At 64.0% G+C, this 18,446-nt stretch carries 14 protein-coding genes and 1 pseudogene; 4 read left to right on the top strand and 11 right to left on the bottom strand.

All coding sequences use genetic code 11. The annotated features are described in order from the left end of the window. Positions 1-95: 95 nt before the first annotated feature. Positions 96-1,052 carry a GlxA family transcriptional regulator gene (locus tag IFU11_RS20815; protein ID WP_192019341.1) on the bottom strand — a complete coding sequence of 319 codons (957 nt, stop codon included), beginning with the start codon at positions 1,050-1,052 and terminating at the stop codon, positions 96-98. Positions 1,053-1,176: 124 nt separating this feature from the next. On the opposite strand from IFU11_RS20815, the gene IFU11_RS14080 reads away from it, so the two are divergent. Continuing rightward, positions 1,177-1,803: an isochorismatase family protein gene (locus tag IFU11_RS14080; RefSeq protein ID WP_137243680.1), complete on the top strand. Its 627-nt coding sequence runs from the start codon at positions 1,177-1,179 to the stop codon at positions 1,801-1,803. 552 nt (positions 1,804-2,355) lie between these two features. Beyond that, positions 2,356-5,562, top strand: coding sequence for a right-handed parallel beta-helix repeat-containing protein (locus IFU11_RS14075; protein WP_192019340.1), 3,207 nt, complete (start codon positions 2,356-2,358; stop codon positions 5,560-5,562). Positions 5,563-5,827: 265 nt separating this feature from the next. On the opposite strand, the gene IFU11_RS14070 is transcribed toward IFU11_RS14075, so the two are convergent. Both IFU11_RS14070 and IFU11_RS14065 read right to left on the bottom strand, forming a co-directional pair. Further along, entirely contained in the window at positions 5,828-7,690 is a 1,863-nt protein-coding gene (locus IFU11_RS14070; protein WP_137243679.1) for an RICIN domain-containing protein, read from the bottom strand. Between the two features lie 233 nt (positions 7,691-7,923). Continuing rightward, positions 7,924-8,511, bottom strand: a complete 588-nt coding sequence (locus IFU11_RS14065; protein ID WP_199862308.1) for a CGNR zinc finger domain-containing protein — start codon at positions 8,509-8,511, stop codon at positions 7,924-7,926. Between the two features lie 48 nt (positions 8,512-8,559). Between IFU11_RS14065 and IFU11_RS14060 the strand changes: the two genes are divergently transcribed. Further along, the gene (locus IFU11_RS14060; RefSeq protein ID WP_192019338.1) at positions 8,560-9,486 is read left to right on the top strand and encodes an AEC family transporter; all 927 of its coding nucleotides are present in this window, start codon (positions 8,560-8,562) and stop codon (positions 9,484-9,486) included. Here the strand turns inward: IFU11_RS14060 and IFU11_RS14055 are convergent. The 5 genes from IFU11_RS14055 to IFU11_RS14035 form a co-directional block, all read right to left on the bottom strand. Then, positions 9,476-10,117, bottom strand: a complete 642-nt coding sequence (locus IFU11_RS14055) for a hypothetical protein (protein WP_192019337.1) — start codon at positions 10,115-10,117, stop codon at positions 9,476-9,478. The two genes, IFU11_RS14060 and IFU11_RS14055, sit on opposite strands and share 11 nt — an antisense overlap. Beyond that, a complete protein-coding gene (locus IFU11_RS14050; RefSeq protein WP_197977588.1) occupies positions 10,114-10,878 on the bottom strand; it encodes a carbohydrate ABC transporter permease in 765 nt (254 codons plus the stop codon). The genes IFU11_RS14055 and IFU11_RS14050 overlap by 4 nt, the downstream gene beginning before the upstream one ends. A gap of 140 nt (positions 10,879-11,018) precedes the next feature. Beyond that, a complete protein-coding gene (locus tag IFU11_RS14045; RefSeq protein ID WP_137243674.1) occupies positions 11,019-11,846 on the bottom strand; it encodes a carbohydrate ABC transporter permease in 828 nt (275 codons plus the stop codon). A gap of 104 nt (positions 11,847-11,950) precedes the next feature. After that, complete coding sequence (locus IFU11_RS14040; RefSeq protein ID WP_197977586.1) at positions 11,951-13,396, bottom strand: ABC transporter substrate-binding protein; 1,446 nt, start codon at positions 13,394-13,396, stop codon at positions 11,951-11,953. Continuing rightward, positions 13,311-14,651 (bottom strand): alpha-L-arabinofuranosidase C-terminal domain-containing protein, encoded by a 1,341-nt coding sequence (locus IFU11_RS14035; RefSeq protein WP_199862307.1) that lies wholly within the window; start codon positions 14,649-14,651, stop codon positions 13,311-13,313. Before IFU11_RS14035 ends, IFU11_RS14040 begins: the two co-directional genes overlap by 86 nt. A gap of 385 nt (positions 14,652-15,036) precedes the next feature. Here IFU11_RS14035 and IFU11_RS14030 point away from each other — a divergent pair, with 385 nt between their 5' ends. Continuing rightward, positions 15,037-16,110: a LacI family DNA-binding transcriptional regulator gene (locus tag IFU11_RS14030; protein WP_192019335.1), complete on the top strand. Its 1,074-nt coding sequence runs from the start codon at positions 15,037-15,039 to the stop codon at positions 16,108-16,110. 54 nt (positions 16,111-16,164) lie between these two features. On the opposite strand, the gene IFU11_RS14025 is transcribed toward IFU11_RS14030, so the two are convergent. The 3 genes and pseudogenes from IFU11_RS14025 to IFU11_RS14015 all read right to left on the bottom strand — a co-directional run. Next, positions 16,165-17,223, bottom strand: coding sequence for an NAD(P)-dependent alcohol dehydrogenase (locus IFU11_RS14025; protein WP_192019334.1), 1,059 nt, complete (start codon positions 17,221-17,223; stop codon positions 16,165-16,167). Positions 17,224-17,293: 70 nt separating this feature from the next. After that, on the bottom strand, positions 17,294-18,229 hold the full coding sequence (locus tag IFU11_RS14020; RefSeq protein WP_192019333.1) for a sugar-binding transcriptional regulator: 936 nt from the start codon (positions 18,227-18,229) through the stop codon (positions 17,294-17,296). Positions 18,230-18,266: 37 nt separating this feature from the next. Continuing rightward, positions 18,267-18,446, bottom strand: a pseudogene (locus IFU11_RS14015) (alpha-L-arabinofuranosidase); the annotation flags it as partial.

Here is an 18,446-nt window from a genome sequence, read left to right as displayed (position 1 = left end):
GTAGGCGATGAGGATCGGTCCGGCTGAGCACTTCGGCGGCTTGGGGTCGCGGTGGGTGAACGGTCACCGGATGCGCGGCGTTCGGGTCCGGCCGGCTATCCTGCCGCCGCCTGCCGCGCGTCGAACCGGGCACGGTACCGGGACGGTGTGCTGCCGAAGGTCGCTGCGAAGTTCTGCCGGAAGGTGACCGGTGTGAATCCGCATGACGCGGCGATGCGATCGATGGGGAGATCGGTCATCTCGAGGAGCCGGCGGGCCTCGTCCAGGCGTCGCGCGCGGATCCAGGCGGCGGGCGTCGCGCCGGTCGCCATTCGAAAGAGTCGCACGAATGATCGACGACTCATCCGAGCAGCCGCAGCGAGACGATCGATAGACAGATCCTCGTCGAGATGGTCGAGAGCCCATCCGGACGCCCGGGCGATGGGGTCCTCGCCGGTGTCACTCGGGATCGGCCGCTCGATGTACTGGGCCTGCCCACCTTCGCGGTGCGGGGCGACGACCAGGCTGCGGGCGACGCGGTTGGCAGCCTCCGCGCCGAGTCTGGTCCGCACGATGTGGAGACAGGCATCGATACCCGACGCCGTTCCGGCCGAGGTCAGGACATCGCCGTGATCCACGTAGAGCTTGTCGGCATCGACTGAGATCTCGGGGTGGCGGGCTCGGAGGCTCTCCACGGCGTGCCAATGGGTAGCAGCGCTGCGACCGGAGAGGAGGCCCATATCGGAGACAGCGATGGCTCCGAGGCAGAGACCCACGACCATCGCACCGCTTCGGTGTGCGCCGACGACGGAGTCGTGCACGCTCGGCGGAACGGGTCGGGCGTCGTCCGTCCAGGACGGAATGACGACGATGTCGGCGGCGTCGACAGCGTCCAGCCCCTGAGTCCCCTCGATCGTGTAGCCCTCTGCCGTGCGAATCGGGCCAAGGGACTCGCCGAACAGGACTGGCCGCCAGTCTCCGAGTCCCAGTCGTCGTACCTCGTCGAAGACCATCTGCGGCACCGAGAGGTGGAACAGCGTAATGCCGTCGAAAGCGTAGACAGCGATGTTCACGAGCGCTCCAATCTTGGCCTGATCTCATCAGTATTGCGTATCTGGGCCACTTGTTGATCATGCGACGACAACGAAGGCTAGGAAGGTCGCCAGAACGGCGCCATCTGACCGTAAGGAATGAACCATGAGTACCGCACGACGCGCGCTGATCCTCGTTGACGTCCAGCAGGAGTACTTCTCCGGTCCACTGGAGATCCAATTCCCGCCTCACGCCGAGTCCCTCCCTCGGATCACCGCGGCGATCGACGCTGCCGTCGCGGCCGGCGTGCCCGTCGCGGTCGTCCAGCACACGGCGGGCGAGGGCGCCCCGGTCTTCAACCCCGCCACCACCGGGTTCGACGTGCACCCCGAGATCGCGCGCCGGCAGCGGCCCGAATGGAAGTCGATCACCAAGCAGTACGGGTCGGTCTTCGCGGGAACGGATCTGCTCGACTGGCTCCAGGAGCACGATGTGAATACCGTCACACTCGTCGGCTACATGACGAACAACTGCATCCTCGCGTCGGCGGCCCAGTCCGAGACACTCGGCCTTGAGGCCGAAGTCCTCTCCGACGCGACCGGGGCCATCAACATCACCAACGACGCCGGATCTGCGGACGCCCGGACCGTGCACGGCACGCTCATGGCGTTGCTCAACTCCAACTTCGCGGCGGTCTCGACCACGGAAGCCTGGACCGAGGCCTTGGCAGCGGGTGCGAGCCTTCCGAAGGACAACCTCCCGAGCTCGGCGACGCGCGGCGCGAATAGCTGAGACTCCCTGGGGCGGCACGAAGCCGCCTCGCGTCAGAGCGCCGAAGTCGCCTCCTCGAGCCCTCGCTCGTCGAAGGCGTCTCTGGCTTCCAGGTCCTCGTCGATATGTCGCTCCGCCCAGAGTCTCAGTGCCGTCAGCGGACGGCGCAGCGAGCCTCTTGAGGTCGTAGCCCGTGGAACGGCCCACCCGAGGGACGCTGCAGCCTCTTCGGCAGTGAGTATGAGCTTCTCAACAGGCATGGGCGGTCCGGTCCAGAATCGACGGGGGCGCTGGAGCTGACCAGCTTCGATCCTTGTCGCAAGCTGAGGCGTTCGGCGCCCAACTCTCGAAACCCAGGTATCGACTGACTCGTGCTCACCGTTCCTGCTATCGGGCTGGCGCGGTATCCCGACGGGCCAGGTCGGATGAGTTTGACCGTGCGAAGCGCGCATCGACCGCGTTGACAGCATTTCATCATATGTATAATCTTTGTCGGAAGCTCGATCCGTGCGACGGCGTTGTCGCCATGGGAGGGCAGATCCTCGCGGGGATCGCACGAACAAAGGACCAACAATGAAGCTGGGACCTCTAGCCGCGCTATCGGCCACAGTCCTCGTCGCGCTTGCCGTCGTCGCCGGACCCGCTCCGTCGGCCAGCGCTGCATCCACGACGATCTATACGTCGCCTACTGGAACTGGCACGGCGTGTTCTGCCGCTGCACCGTGTTCGATCACGGACGCCCAGGTCGCGGCCAGATCGGCGCTGGCATCATCTTCGGAAGACGTCACCGTGCTGTTGGGGGGCGGCACATACCGTGTCTCCGCGCCGCTGAACTTCGGCGCATCGGACGGCGGTTCACCGGGTCGCCATGTGGTCTGGCAGAACCAGACGAGCACCACACCTGTCATCACCGGCGCGACGCCTGTGAGCGGTTGGACGAAGTTCGACGGTGCGAACAACATCTACGTTGCCGATACACCGATCGGGCTTGATACACGACAGCTGTACGTCGACGGCGTGCGTGCTCCGCGTGCCTCGATCCCGATCAGCAAGACCGACGTCACCCTCACGGCCACGGGACTCACGATCAACAACCCGGCCCTCAACTATTTGAGTTCCCTTCCGCAGCAGGATCGCATCGAGCTGAACGGTACCGGAGCATGGACCGATCGTTACAGCCGAGTCGCCTCGATCTCCGGCACATCGGTGGTTATGGCTCAGCCGGGGTGGGACAACAACACCTGGGGCTGGGACACGCTCCAGAACGGTTTCCACGGACCGACCCTCACACTGAACAACTCGCTCAACTTTGTGCGGACCGCAGGCCAGTGGTACATCGACCCTGTGGCAGGAAAGCTCTACTACAAGCCGGCTGACGGAGTCGACCCGGGATCACTGGCCGTTGAGCTCCCGCGGCTGCAGTCTCTTGTGCACATCGGTGGCACCTATGACGCACCTGTGTCGAACCTGACCTTCCAGGGCATCCAGTTCTCGGGAACATCGTGGCTCGGCCCGTCCAGCGCTGACGGCTACACGAACCAGCAGAACGGCACCTTCTCCAAGGGCGCCTACGACTACCGACCGGCCGATGCGTTCACCGCCTGCAATCGGGGTTGTGCTGCTTTCGAGCGATCTCGCAACACCTGGTTCCAGGAGCCCGCAGCAGTGCAAGTTTCGGCGGCGAGCCAGGTCGCGTTCGTGAAGAACACGTTCACGGCTCTGGGTCAGACGGGCCTCGGAATCGGCATGGACGCCAATGCCCACGCGACCGGCGTCGGCCTCGGCACCTCCAACATCACAGTGTCGGCCAACACCTTCACCCAGCTCGCCGGAAGTGGCGTCGTTGTCGGAGGCATTCGTGAAGACGCCCACCACCCGTCGGATCCGAAGATGATCGTTCGCGACATTCTGATCCAGAACAACACCGTCACGAAGATCGGCCAGGACTATAAGGACAACTCCGGGATTCTCACCACCTACGTGACCAATGCCCGCATCGTGCAGAACGAGGTCGCGGACGTGCCCTACGACGGGATCGACACTGGTTGGGGCTGGGGAGTGAACGACCCAGGAGGATCGCCGGACTACCGCAACCGCGGCTACTACGCCTTCAACCCGCAGTATTCGACCAAGACGACCCTGGCCAACAACGTCGTGGCATACAACCTGGTGCACGGGACCAAGAAGGGCTTCAGCGACGGGGGCTCGATCTACAACCTCTCCGCGAGTCCGGGCACGGTCTACCGCAACAACTACATCTATGACCTGCAGTCAACAATCGGCCTGTATCTCGACGAGGGCTCGCGCTACATGTCGGCGCGGTACAACGTCATCCAGGACGCCGGCCAGTGGATCTTCGCCAACACCAATGGCAATCAAGGACCGAACGAAACGAAAGACAACAACGCCGATAACAACTATCACAACAGGGGTGAGGTCTGGGGCCTCTTCAACTCCACCACGAACAACACGGTGACCAACGACCAGGCTGTTTCCGGGCCGTGGCCAACGACCGCTCGGGTCATCATGTGCGAAGCGGGCGTTGCACCCGGTCTGCGGACACCCGCGAACGCCAACTACTCGGCTACCAGCTACCCCTCCTGCGGCGCCGGAGGGTCGCATGTAGCCGCCCCCTACCAAACGACTGGCACCTCGGCGACGTCGTCCTACTTCGCGCAGGAGGGCGGCGATCAGTTCTCGATCTCCGCGGCGGGTGCCGATGTGTGGCGCGGTGGGGCGCAGACCGACGATGCCTTCGGCGCTGTCTATCAGGACGGGGTCGTCCGATCGGGCACCACGCTGTCGGCTCGGGTCGATGCGCAGAACGACACGAACCCCTGGGCGAAGACCGGGCTCATGATCCGCAACGACATGACGAAGGCCAGCTCCTCGCCCGGTTACGCGATCCTCGCGGTCACGCCAGCCAACGGTGTCGTACTGGAATGGGACTCGAACGCAGACGGCTATCTGGACAAGGAGTCCAAGGTTGCTGTGGAGACACAGCGTCCGATCTCGCTCCGCCTGGTGCGGTCAGGCACTCAGGTCACAGCCTTCTACTCCATCGACGGGAGCTCGTACCGCCAGATCGGTTCCGCGGTCACGTTGACGGGTATCGCGGGAGCGGCAGACGGCGGCATCTTCAGCACATCCCACGATGCGACACGGGCTTCCACCAACTTCATCAGCGACCTGCAGGTCAGTACAGGCGTTGCCGCTCCACTGTCTTCGTTCATGACCGGCGGAGGTGAAGCCGCACAGAGCGGAACCCAGCTCCTGCTGGGTGCGAACGGAAACGATGTGTTCAAGGGAGGCGCCCAGTTCGACGATGGCTACGGCGCTGTCTACGTTCCTGGCGGGCTGACGACCGGGAAGTCTGTGACGACCAAGGTGGTCTCGCAAGCCGAGAGCAGCGCATGGGCCAAGTCGGGCCTCATGGTGAAGAATTCGATCTCCAGTCCTGGGTATTCTCCCGGCTACGCGGTCCTGGCGGTCACCCCGTCGAACGGCGTCGTCCTCGAGTGGGACTCAGACGGAGACGGATACATCGACTCCGAGTCCAAAGTCGCTTTGACGACCAGCCGACCCATCTGGCTGAAGCTGACTCGGTCGGGAAACCAGGTCACCGGCTACTACTCGACGGATGGATCCAACTTTGCGGCTGTGGGCGGTGCCATCACGCTGCCTGGGCTGGCGACGGCGCCAGATGCGGGGGTCTTCTCGACCTCCCACGATCCTTCGCGCTTCGGAGTGAATGAGTTCACCGTTCCGACGGTCCAGTAGGGCTTTGCACGCAGCCTTGGGTGCGGTCTTGCGGACCGCACCCAAGGCTGCGTTGTGCCGCCGTCGGCACGGAATCGACCCATCGCTTGGTTTCACGCGATGCCTTGCACCTGAGGTAGCTCCGCGCTGCCCGTTGAGATCCTCCCGGTAGGGAGTCTGGACGGGTGCTCGCCGCTCAAGCCGTCTGTCACCGCCGTGCGGGGAATGGCGCAAGGCGAGGCCGTCCGAGTGCGATCGGACGACCCCGCCGTCAGCACACCGGTGGTCAGCTAGCCAGACGGAATCGCTGGCACTGATTCCCGAGATCTGTCCACTGGCCGATGCGAGCGCCATTGTCCAGCCGGCAGTTCCCGAGGTCGAGGGCTTTCCCGCTGTGGAGCGCGACGAAGCGAACCGCGCCGTCCGATGCAGGATCCACCCTCCAGGAGCTCCCCGGCGATCCACAAGTGGTTTGGGCGACATCCGCTCCGTCGGACGTGCTTCCTCCTGCGACTGCGAGGCAGAGTTCGGGTGCTGAAGCGGCATGGATCTGCACACCGCCACCCGGCGCCGCAGTGAACGACCAGCGCTGACATGGGCTCGCCTGCCAGTCGAACTGCTGCAGAACCGCACCGACCGCCGTCGAGCAGTTCGGGAGATCGACCGACTTGCCGCTCGCCGTCGAGGTCACCGCGACGTCTCCGACGGGTCGGAGCGTCCAGTCCTGGCAGGCGTTTCCGAGCGCCGCCCACTGACGGACTGCCGATCCGGGCGCCGTGCTGCAGTTCGCGGCGTCGAGGACGCGACCGTTGGCGCGGTTCGTGATGACCGAATAGCCTCCGTTGGAGGGCGAGGCGCTCCATTGCTGGCAGGCATTGGCGAGCCATGACCACTGTCGGGCGGCGGTGCCATTGGCGGTTCCGCAGTTGGCAGAGTCGAGTGACTTTCCGGAGGAGGCATTCACCAGTCGGAAGAAGCCGTCGCCGGTCGAATCCCATGTCCACCGCGTGGATGCTTCTCCGGTGCACGGACCCTGTTGGAGGAGTGCCCCATCAGCGGGACTCCCACCGGTGATGACTGCGCAGAGTCCACTGTTGCGATTCACGAGCTCCATCGACGCACCTCTGACGGCCTGCGTGCGGCCACTGCGCTCACCGCTCGGGACAGCCACATCGGTGGTTGTGGACACGGGCTGTCCGAACGCCGGTACGCCGGAGGCAGCGAACGACACGGGCTGGGCGCGACTCGTGCGACCGGTGCCGCAGCCGTCGTTCGGCCCCGCGTTCCCGTGGTACATGTTCCACACCTCGGTCCCGTCGGGAGAGGTGAAGAAGTCGTTGTGGCCTGGCCCGAACACGCCATTCGCCTTCGAGAAGACCGGTCCACTCTTGGTCCAGGACGCGGCGACCAGAGGATCTCCGCCGCCGTAGGTCAGCATGCCCAACTTGTAGTCCTCTGTCCCGCAGAAGCTCGCCGAGTAGACCACGTAGGTCTGCCCGTTCCGTTGGAGAGCCACCGGACCCTCGTTGACGGGCGAGCCGACGCGCTCCCAATCCTCGGTCGGCTGCGACAAGATCGCCGGCGCCGTCGACAGGGTCCAAGGATTCGACATGCGTGCGATGTAGTTGTTCTGCGAGCCAGGCTTGACCTCCGACCACATCATGTACAGCTGCCCGCCCAGCTCCAGGTACGAACCGTCGATGTTGAACTCGTCGGTGGGGACCGGCCGGCCTCGGTAGGTGTACGGCCCCATCGGGTCGTCGCCAGCGCTCTCCAACACGTGGAGGTGCTGCTGGGCGAACGTGTTCGTCGCCCCGATCGTGTACATGATGTACCAGCGCCAACCGTTCGGGCCCTGCAGCCGCATGAGTTCCGGCGCCCACATGGTCCCGTTCCGTCCCGGCACGGTGTCCGAGTAGACCGTCGCAGGCACCGCCGTTGCAAGCGCTGCGAGCGTAGGAGCCTTGCGGATGGTGACGCGGTTGACGTAGGTCGTGGTGGCCATGTAGTAGTTGCCGTCGGCGTATTCGATCGTGGGATCCGCGCCACTCACCAGCGGGTTCCTGAACGTCGGCTCTCCGACGGCCTCGGCCGGAGAGGACGAGACGGCGAGTGGTCCGACCAGCGACGCCACGAGAGCGACGATCATGCACAGGATGCTGTAGACGCGACGCCGCGCACGCGTCGAAGACCGTGTTCGATCGGACCGGGGGTCGGCTCCGCGGTCCGCATGACTTCCATCCACGGGGCTCGTCCTGCGCTTGATTCTGTGTATCGCCATCTGGGGCACTCCTCGTCATTGAGAAAATGTGAGCGTTAACAACGCGCAGTTGGAGAGTGCCCGAGTGTGGGTTCGCACGTCAAGAGCTCCGTCCACATTGCCTACCGTCGCGTGCAGTCATCACTCACCGGACTCGAGGGCCAACCCGGATTCGCGCGTGTTTGTCGTTCCGACTCGGTCTCAGCCTTCGGCACGACCCGGCCACGATGACGAGCGACTGCGACTGCATTCCCGCAGCGCGCCGAGCAGTAGGCTCTCCGGCCGTTTCTGCTGGTGTCCACAAAAACCAGACCGCAGCCGTCACGGCCGCAGCGACCGAGGCGTTCGCCTCCCGCTTCGACCAGGAACATGGCGAGGCCGCCGGCGGTGACGGCTCTGACACGCGCGACGACATCTAGCTCGTCCGAGACGAAGTGCAGGTGCGGGCGCAACTCGTTGTGGGTGGTGACGTAGACACGGGAGACCGCCGCATCGAGAACATCATTGATTGCCGTGCACCGTGTGTCGGCCTCGCCGCTGTCGAACACTCGTCGCAGGCGACCGGTCCAGTCCCGAAGAGACATCGAACCTGATTCGGTGACCTCGCGACGACGTATCTCGTGCGTGGTGAGCACGTCGAGGAGGGCTGATCGCGACCAGTGTCGATGGGCCAAGTTCACGAGGTCCGCGGCGAGGAAGGCGCCGGTCATATTGTCATGGTTGAACTGCACTGACCCATTGCACCACAGTCGGTTCTCATGACTGGTGTGGCAACGGCGATCGTCCCGATACTCCTGCTCTTGGGAGGTGGGGCGGCCATCCGACGTTGTTTCGTCAGCGACCCGAGCTTCTGGCGCGGCCTCGAGTGGATGAGTTACCGGGTCTTCACCCCTGCCCTGTTCGTCACCTCTGTGGCGTCGACGGACCTCGGATCGGTCCCCCTCGGACCGCTTGCTGTGAGCGTCGCTGCGCCCATCCTCGTCGCAACAGGAGTGATCGTCGTTCTCCGGCGGCCGCTGCGCGCGGGCGGTCCACAGCTGACGTCACTCGTGCAAGGCTCGATCCGGATCAATACCTATATCGGGCTCGTCTTCGCCTCGTCGCTCCACGGGGCAGAGGGGACGGCGACCTTTGCTCTGGCCAGCGCGGTCGTCGTGCCCCTCGTCAACGTGATCTCCGTCAGTGCGCTGTCCAGGTTCGGTGACCGCTTAGGAGACAGCCGCAAACCGCCACTGTGGAAAGAGATGCTCGTGAACCCACTCATCCAGGGCGTCGCCCTCGGCCTCATCGTCAATCTCTCCGGGGTATCACTGCCTGGCCCGGTCTCCTCGACGATCATGCTTCTCGCAGCTCCGGCCCTCGTCTGCGGCACGCTCATCTCCGGTGCGGCGCTTCGCTGGTCATTCTCCCGACGAGACATTCTCGATATCGGCATCACGGCCATCGTGAAGCTCATCGCGCTCCCGCTCGGCGCAGTCGCCATCGCCTTCACCTTCGGGATCACCGGACCGACCCTGACGAGCATCCTACTCATCACGGCCGTCCCTACGGCGCCGTCGGCCTATGTACTCGCGTCCCGCATGGGCGGAGACGCGCGGCTGATGGCGTCCATCACCGGTGTCCAGACGGTCCTCGCTTGTGTGACCATCCCACTTCTCCTCTCGCTCCTGAACGTCAGTTCGTGAGCGGCCGAGTGGTGGCGTGCCACAGGGCGACGAGCGGCAGGGACAACAGAATGAGGAGAGGGAAAGCCAACACGGAACTGGCCCAACCGGCGAGACCGAACACCGAGACGGTAGCAAGTCCTGACGCTGGCCTCGAAACGAACTGGATGAATGCATCGGCCCAAGCCGACCTACGCGGTTGCTTTCCGGCCAACGTCGGTGGTACCGCCATGAGACCGATGGCAGTCAGGACGACCGTGACGGCGAGGCCGGCACCCCCGCTCAGGAGCATCCAGGAGTGGCCGCTCACGGCGAAGATCTGGAACGCCGCGACGGTGAGCGCGAACGCAGCGACTCCCGGACCGCTCAACAGCCAGGCAGACAGGGCTGCGCGGGGGAGTAGCGCCAACGTCGCAGACAGCCGGACTGCCCGACCGTCGTAGGACGCGGTGAATACGGCGAGTTGCAGTCCGAGAATGGGAACCACGATGAGCAGTGCAATGAAGGTGAACAGAACAGAGTAGCGCGCAAGGGACCACGCAGCGGCGGCAGCGGTGCCGAGGAGCAGTTGGACAGGGAGGTCCGTCCAGATCGCCGCCGCCGCTCTCGTGAGGGGGTTGCGGGGCACCGAAGCGAGGGCGTTGTACGTCACCCGCGCACCCCCACCGCCGCCACGCTTTCTACAAAGGTCCGTTGCAGCAGAAGGAAGAGCACGAGCATCGGCAGGACCACCAGGGTGATTCCGGCGAAGACGACCGTCGGTTGTGCCGAGCCCAGCCCCGAGGAGAGGGACACCAGGCCGATCGGGAGCGTCATGTTCTCAGGCGTGTTCAAGAAGACCAGTGGTCCGAAGTAGCTGTTCCACGATGCTTCGAAGCCGAGGATGGCGAGCGCAGAGAGCGCCGGTGTGGCCAACGGCAGCATGATCTGGAACAGGATACGCACGTGTCCGGCACCATCGATCCGAGCGGCTTCGTCCAGGTCGCGGGGAATGGAATTGAAGTACTGACGGAGGAAGAAGATCGCGAAGACGTTGATGAGGGCAGGGAGCCAGAGGGCGGCCAGCGAGTCGATGAGGCCGATGTTGCGCATCAGGATGAACACGGGAATGAGCGTGAGCTGGCCGGGGATCATCAGAGCCGAGAGGAGGACGACGAAGACCGCTTCCTTGCCACGGAATTGCAGGCGTGAGAACGCATACGCTGCTAGAGACGCGATGATCAGCGATCCGCCGACACTGATGACCGCGACGATGAGGCTGTTCAGCGCCATGCGTCCGAGAGGAACGACGGTGAAGACCGCCACGAAGTTGTCCAGGGTGAACGGGATCGGAATCCAGTTGGGCGGCAGCTGGAAGGCTGCTTCAGGAGCGGTCAGGCTCGACGACACAAGCCAGACGAGAGGTGCTGCCATGAGCACGATGATGAGGCAGAGACCCAGGTTGAGCAGCCACCGTACTGCGCGTTGACCGGGCGTTCGCCGACGTGTCCGAGAGGGTCGGGTCGCACGGGCGTCGGCGCCCCGCGGGATACCGGTCTGATCTGTGGAGGATGTCATGTTTGGTCAACCCATCTGCGAAGTCCGATGAACTGCACCAGTGTGACGAGCATGATGACCACGAAGATCACCAACGCGACTGACGAGGCGTAGCCAATTTCGAACGCTTGGAAGCCGGTTCGGTAGAGATACATGACGGCGGACAAAGTCGCATCGTCCGGGCCGCCCTTGGTGATGATCTGAATGGGATCGAAGATCTGGAAAGCGCCGATGAACGTCACGATGGTCGCGAAGAACAGCGTCGGTGACATGAGTGGCAGCGTGATGTGGAAGAACCGCTGGACGGCAGAGGCCCCATCGACGGTTGCGGCTTCATTGATCTCACGAGGGATGGTCTGAAGGCCAGCGAGCATGATCAGGAACGTGTATCCGATGGTATGCCAGAAGTCGATTCCGATGATCGCGGGCAACGCCCAGGCAGGATCCGCGAACCAGTTCGGTGCTGAGATCCCGATCGTTCCGAGGTAGTGGTTGAGGAGTCCGAAGGCCGGGTCCAGGACGAACTGCCAGATGAGCGCGACTGCTGCCCAGGAGATGAGGAACGGGAAGAAGACTGCAGAGCGCACAAGGTATCCGAGCACTTTGTTGATGCCGGAGTTCACGGCGAGTGCGAGGAGCAGGCCGCCGACGAGGTGGGTCACCATCGAACCGAGGCTGAAGAGGAAGGTGTTCCCTAACGCGCGGAGGAGGAGCGGATCTGTGGCGAGGGCCTGAAAGTTCTCCAGACCCGCGTATTCGGGCGGAGTCAGGAGGTCGTAGTGGAAGAAGCTCAGGATGAACGCCGCGATGAGTGGCCCGAGGATGAACACCAGGAACAGCAGCATCGCGGGCCCGATGAAGGCGGCCGCGGTCCAGCCGTTGCGTCGGCGGTGACGCCGTACGGGTGGAGATGAGGGAGTCCCCACCCGTACGGCAGCTGGAGAAGCGCTCACGACACCAGCCCCTCCAGCTTCTTCTGAGCGTCACGGAGAGCTGTGTCAGCCGACTTCGCGCCGGTCACCCCCTGTGACCAAGCCTCCTCGACGATGCGAGCAAACTCGGTGGAGCGATCCGGCGCGGGGAGCGGCACCGCGGTGGGCAGCTGTTCGTACAGCAGCGTGGAGTTGGAAGGTGCGTCCTTCGTGAAAAGCGGGCCCGTGGTGATCGAGACGCGGGCAGGGACGAAGGAAGCACCTCCTGTCGTGATCGCCTCCCCGTACTCCTTCGACATGAGGAACTTGATCAAGGTCCACGCCGCCTCCTTGTTCTTCGACCCCTTCAGGATCGGCCAACCCTCCCAGCCGACGACTGTCCCTTCAGCCTGGTTCCGAGGCCAGGGACGCAGGGTGACCTGGTCTGACATCTTCAAGTCCTGGAAGGCGGCAGTCGGCCAGCGTCCGCCACCAAACGTGGCCAGCTTGCCCTTCTGCATCTGCGATGCGGCGTCGAAGGTGCCGCCGGGCTTCGGCACGAGTTGGTCGACGACCAGAGACCGGACGAACTCGAGCGCCTCCACAGCCTGCGGGGTGTAGAAGGTCGGCTTCGTCCAGTCCGCGTCCATGGTGCTGGCACCGTTGTTGACGAGCCAGGGCATGACATCGATGAAGTATCCGCTTCCGGCAGTGCCGATGAACGCACCGTTTTTACTCTTCAGCGTCTGCCCGGCGGCGCGGAACTCGTCCCACGTCCAGCCGGCGTCCGGAAGTTCGATTCCGGCCTGCGCGAGCACCTTCGTACTCACCTGCAGCGCCATCGTGTTGTAGCCGGTCGGCATGTAGTAGGTGCGACCGTCGGGCGAGCCGTAGGTGTTCAACCATTCACGAAGCTGCGGCGGCGTGTCGGCGTAGTACTCGTCGACCAGCGACTGGTCCTTGCGGATGAACGAGTCGAGTGGCTCGAGGACATCTCGTGATGCGAACAGCCGCTGCCCCTCGGTTGCGACCTGGATGACATCGATCTGCTGCCCGCCGGCAATCCGTGTCGAGACGGTGTTGAGGAAGTCCGCCCACGTGTCGGCCGCGATCGCCAGCGCTTGAAGTTGAATGCCCGGATATTGCTTCGAGAACGCCGCGAAAAGACGGTTGTACGTCTTCTGAGCCTCCGCGTCTCCGTAGACGACGAAGACCAGCTTGCCCGAGGTTGGGCCGCTCGGGCCGGCTCCTGGGGCACATGCTGCCAAGGAAACGCCGGTGACGGAGAGGAGCGCCGCGGCGCCCATCCCCCGGAGCAGCGTCGCCCGGCTGATAACCGGGCCGCCAGTGATGATGTCCATGAAATCTCCTTTGATCGATGGTGGTTCGAATGACGGGTCAAGCGGTTGCGTTGCGGTGCCAGAGTCGACCGTCGAGCTCCCAAGCGAGCCCAGGCGCCGGCGTTTCGACGGCGCCTGCTCCATGGGCGAGTGGCAGTGCGATCTGGCAGATCGTCACGGAGTGGGGTTCGAGGGTGACGACGCCCTGGTGGAAGCCAAGCTGGCGCTCGATAGGGACGACCGCGTCCGGCCGGTCGACATCATTGAAGGCGTCGACGTCGGGACCCGACAGGACGGTGGATGGGAAGGTGCCGTCCACGGGGACTCCCCCGATCGAAAGGGTGACCTGCAGGTCTTCGACAGGCTCACGGTTGATGAGCACGATCGACAGCTGACCGGTCGCTTCGTCGATCGTTGCAAGGTGATCGAAGACCGGGATGTCGGTTCCCGGGAGCTCTCGGGACTGAGCGCTACTGGTCAGAGCGCGATCGCCGAGGAGAGTGGCATACATGGCCATCACATGGAATGTCGTGCGGCGCACGACGCCATCGGCATGGACGTACAGGGGACCTCGAGTGTTCACACTGGGCGCGATGTTCGCCATTGACACGATGTCCGCGTTACGAAGACACGTGTTGAAGAAGCTTGCCGAGAAGAGGGCGTCGGCAACCGTGTAGGTCGAGTTCAGGTCGTTGCGGTCTCGTGCTGCGAGCTTCTCGGGTGAGTTGCCGTTCGGGTGATGCCATCCTCGAAGGTTCCACTCGTCGAACGCGATTGAGATCTTCCCCGTGAGGCCGGCGGCCCCGATGATCTCGCGAGTGCGCTGAATGTCGTCCTGCGGAGCGACAGACTGTGCGATCGAGGTCAGGTAGTCGGAGGGCTCGTCGACCTGGGACAACTTGTCCCAGTAGCCGTGGATCGACAGAGTGTCGAGGAACTGACCCGCTTCGTTGAGTAGCGGAAGCATCCAGTCCAGGTCGGCTCGAGCGGCGGTGAGGAGAATGAGGTCCTCGTCCACGTGGCGCATCATCTTTGCTGACTCCGCAACCAGCCGCGACCACTCGTGAGCGTCCTTGGCCCCGATCTCCCAGTCACCGTAGTTTTCGTTGCCGATACTCCAGTAGCGCACATCGAAGGGGCGCTGGTCGCCATGTGCTGCTCGGAGATCTGACCACTTCCCGGACCCGGCCGGGAGGTTCGTGTATTCGACCCAGTCGCTCATCTGCTCGGCCGTGCCGGTTCCAGCGTTGGTGCAGATGTAGGGTGCAGCACCGATGGCCTCGCACCACGCGATGAACTCCTTCGTTCCGAAGGTGTTGGGGTCGGTGACGCGCCACGCCTTATCGTAGAAGGGCACGCGGTCCGGTCCCACTCCGTCGACCCAGTGGTATCCGGACACGAAGCAGCCTCCGGGCCAGCGAACGACCGAGGGCCGCAACTCGCGCATCGCCTCGATGACATCGAGGCGGAATCCGCGCTCGTCGGTCAGCTGCGAGCCCGGTTCGAAGATCCCTCCGTAGACCTGCCGGTGGAAGTGTTCGATGAAGTGCCCGAAGATGTCCCGGGAGTACGTCGTCGGAGTTGACGCCAGGCTGATGTCGGCTCGCGCTGAAGTGGTCATCGATGAAGTTCTCCTGATTCTGTGAGCCCGTCCGCATCGACGGGACTGATGGCAGCACTCTATGGGCGTGATGGAACATGCCGCAACAAAGCGTCCTGTTCTTGTTTGTTTTTTTTGGACGGCGTGTTTAGATGAGGGACACCTTTCGACCGAGAAGAGCCACATGTCGAACCTGAATCCGGCCAAAACTGCTGGCGCCGCGAGCGTTGCGACGATGCGTGATGTGGCAGCGCGGGCCGGCACGAGCGTTTCAGCGGTGTCTCTGGTCCTCAATGGCAAGGGCGGCGTCTCCGATCGACGTCGTTCGGCGATCCTGCAAGCCATAGAGGAGATCGGATACGTCCACGTGCAGCGGCCGCGTGAGGCGGCGCGGAAGCTCACGGTCGGCCTCGTCATGGAAGCTATCTCTCCGGAGGCGGCGAAGGACGGCTTCATGGCGCAGGTCGTCTCAGGCGTCGAGCAGGGACTCAGAGAGCACGGCATGCGGATGTTGCTTCAACTCTGTCGCGTCGGCGACGATCCGATCCGCGACCTCGCTTCGATGTCCGGAGGCGGCCTCGACGGCGTCATCCTGGCCAACGGAGGTGATGTCGACGGCGATGTGGTCAGGCGCGTCGTTCGGAGTTCGATACCCGTCGTACTTCTGGAGAACTACCTCGAGGACGACGCCAGCACGCATGCCGTGACGGCCGACAACTTCACGGCGGGTCACCTGAGCACGTCCCACCTGCTGGATCTCGGCCATCGCCGTATCGGAATGCTCCTCGGATCCAGACGATATGTGAGCCTCCGAGACCGGATGTACGGATATCAGGCGGCGCTTTCAGATGCCGGCTTGACTCCCGACCCTGGGCTCATGCCTCGTCAAGAACCGGGTGACGTCCTCAAGGGCTATCGCCAGACCGTGCAGCTCTTGGCGTTGTCTGAACCGCCGACTGCCATCTATGCCGTGAGCGACAAGAGCGCCTTTGGTGCGTATCAGGCGATCGCAGAAGCAGGACTGCGCATTCCAGAGGACATCTCGATCGTCGCGACCGATGATGTCCACCAGAGTCAGCTCATGTCGCCCCCACTCACGACTTATCACATCCCGACGTTCGACCTCGGTCGAGCAGCCGCTCGGACGATGCGCTTCCTCATCGAGCGTTCTGAGGACAGCGCCGGAGAAGTCGTCAGCCCTGCCCGCACCGCGCTCCTCGGCTCCCTGATCGTGCGGGGTTCGACCCGAAAGCTCTGACGGCCGGGCTCAGCAGCGAACATGCCGAGCCCGAGCCCGAGCCCGTTCCGTGAGTCACTCCTTCATCGCAGTGGGGACGACGACCGACTTGATGCTGGATGGATCTGTCGAGGCCGCTAGAAGAGCGCTCTCGACGTCGTCGAGCGAATGCCTGCTCGTCACCAGCGGCGCAAGTCGCACCTTCCCGGTCGAAGCGAGTTCTATAGCGAGCGGCCAGGTGTGTGCATAGCGGAACGTTCCGGTCACCATGAGCTCTCGATGCTGGATCACCGACACCGGGAGCGTGACATCGTCCATCCCCATCCCAACGAGGACCACCCTTCCGCGCGGGTGCACCGCTAGCACCCCGCTGACGATCGCCGATGGAGCTCCGGATGCATCAATGAAGACATCTGCGAAGGGCGGCACTCCCTCGAGCGCGGCGGGGACCATACCGCGGACCTCGGCGTACTCCTCCGCGAAATCTCGGCGGCTCCGCTGGGGGTCTGTCACCGACACCTCGGCTGCTCCGAATGCGAAAGCGACCTGCGCGATGAGCAACCCGATCGGTCCAGCGCCAGCGATGAGTACCCTCGAGCCAGCCGTGATTCGTCCAGTGCGGCATGCATAGATCGCCACCGAGAGCGGCTCGAGCAAGGCGCCCTCTTCGAGCGTCATGGCATCGGGGAGGCGGTATGCGAAATCATCGGGAATGACAGCGAACTCGGCGAACGAGCCGTGGATCGGGTAGGCGCCGTAGAACTCGATGTCCGAGCATTGGTTGTAATCGCCGTTCCGGCAATGATCGCAACGACGACACGGTCGCTGCGGCTCGATGGACACCCGTTCCCCGATCCTGGCTCGATCAACCTCAACACCGACGTCGACGATCACCCCCGCAGTCTCGTGACCGAGAATGATCGGTCCCTCGACAACCAGATCACCGATCCGTCCGGCCTGATAGAAGTGAGTATCGGACCCGCAAACTCCGACTGCTTCCACTCGCACGAGTACGTCCCGGGAGCCGACGTCTGGGACACGGACTTCGTGAACCTCCAGCTGTCGCGGTCCAGTCAGCACGCTTGCGCGCATCCGCCTTACTTCGTGCTCCTTCGTACCTACCTGGTCGGTCATGTGGTTTCCATTTCGTCGAGTGTGCGTTCCACACGGTAGGGCGGTTCGCCGGACCGGGGTTTGTCACCGCTCAGGTGAGCGGCTGTCGGAGAAGTTCGCGGGCCGTCGGGCCGTCGGTCACAAGCGAGGACACCATGTCCGACAGCAAGGCCGCCCTGATGGCGCGCGCCTTCCCCGGCCCGCCCGCGACCGCGATGACCGAGCGCGCGCGAGCGAGCTGTGCAACGGACACGGCGATCGCGACCGGCGCCAGGTCCTCCGAGAGTCGGCCATCGCCAAGAAAAAGCGTCGCGCCCACCTCCCCGAGCACTCCGGTTTGCAAGATGCGTCGGCGCAACTCCTCATCGGCCAGAGTCTCGAACAGCTGGGATTGGGGAGGATCCCAGCTGCCGATGGTGACGATGGCGATATCGAGATGATCCAACTTCGCGAGGCTCCGGCGGTTGATCGGGCGGTTGCGCATCGCGGCCGCGATTGTCGGGTCCGGGAGGGTCAGCGGTGAGTGCAGCAGATGGGCAGAGCCTCCGGAGGCTCGCGCCATAATGTCCGGTATCGCTTGACCCGACGCAAGATTGGGGGCGGCGATGCCCGTGAGCTGGACCACATCGCAATGAGGAAGGCCGCGGGCGGACAGAGCGACGTCGAGCATCGATCTCCCCACGGACACGCCGAGAAGGTCGCCGTCTCGGAGTTCGTCCCGCAGAACTTGCGCAGCCACTGGCCCGAGGGCTCTCCGGACCGTCTTTGCGTCCTGAGCCGTCACTTGCACGACCGAGGCCGAGGCCAGGCCGAATTGTTCCTGAATCGCACTGGAGAGTTCCCAATCAACGTCGCCCGGCATGCTGATCTTCACGTCGACGAGCCCGTTCTCGTAGGCCTCGTCGATGAGCCTGGCGACGCGGAACCGGGACATCCCCAGTTCGCGTGCGATGGTGACCTTGGAAGCACGGTCGACAAGAAACCGCTTCGCCGCATAGGCCGACTCGGTCTGTCGCAACAGTGGCACGACGTTCGTCTGCGTTCGCTCGGTACCGGGCCTCGCCTCACACCAACTTGATGGCAGTCCAGGACACGGGGGGGAGCGTGACGCGGAGGACCGAGTCTTCGATCCGGGTGGTCACGTTCGGGTGCGGGACCACCGGGTCCTGATGTTCAAGTGTGTTGGACGCCGAGACATCTTCGTCCGAGACCGTCTGAGTCGACTCGACATGGCTGAAGCCGCA

The organism is Plantibacter sp. CFBP 8804 (assembly GCF_014841225.1).
GTDB classification, from domain to species: domain Bacteria; phylum Actinomycetota; class Actinomycetes; order Actinomycetales; family Microbacteriaceae; genus Plantibacter; species Plantibacter auratus.
The sequence above is the reverse complement of the archived record's forward strand: the minus strand, read 5'-3'. Positions and strand labels throughout refer to the sequence as shown.

What these genes read in the sequence shown, in the direction of transcription:
- IFU11_RS14065 (WP_199862308.1), bottom strand. Translation starts at nt 8,511, where the DNA reads ATGACCGGCGCCTTCCTCGCCGCGGACCTCGTGAACTTGGCCCATCGA.
- IFU11_RS14045 (WP_137243674.1), bottom strand. Translation starts at nt 11,846, where the DNA reads ATGCTGCTGTTCCTGGTGTTCATCCTCGGGCCACTCATCGCGGCGTTC.
- IFU11_RS14070 (WP_137243679.1), bottom strand. Translation starts at nt 7,690, where the DNA reads ATGATCGTCGCTCTCGTGGCGTCGCTGGTCGGACCACTCGCCGTCTCG.
- IFU11_RS14025 (WP_192019334.1), bottom strand. Translation starts at nt 17,223, where the DNA reads ATGACCGACCAGGTAGGTACGAAGGAGCACGAAGTAAGGCGGATGCGC.
- IFU11_RS14060 (WP_192019338.1), top strand. Translation starts at nt 8,560, where the DNA reads ATGACTGGTGTGGCAACGGCGATCGTCCCGATACTCCTGCTCTTGGGA.
- IFU11_RS14075 (WP_192019340.1), top strand. Translation starts at nt 2,356, where the DNA reads ATGAAGCTGGGACCTCTAGCCGCGCTATCGGCCACAGTCCTCGTCGCG.
- IFU11_RS14040 (WP_197977586.1), bottom strand. Translation starts at nt 13,396, where the DNA reads ATGGAGCAGGCGCCGTCGAAACGCCGGCGCCTGGGCTCGCTTGGGAGC.
- IFU11_RS14050 (WP_197977588.1), bottom strand. Translation starts at nt 10,878, where the DNA reads ATGGCAGCACCTCTCGTCTGGCTTGTGTCGTCGAGCCTGACCGCTCCT.
- IFU11_RS14080 (WP_137243680.1), top strand. Translation starts at nt 1,177, where the DNA reads ATGAGTACCGCACGACGCGCGCTGATCCTCGTTGACGTCCAGCAGGAG.
- IFU11_RS14030 (WP_192019335.1), top strand. Translation starts at nt 15,037, where the DNA reads ATGTCGAACCTGAATCCGGCCAAAACTGCTGGCGCCGCGAGCGTTGCG.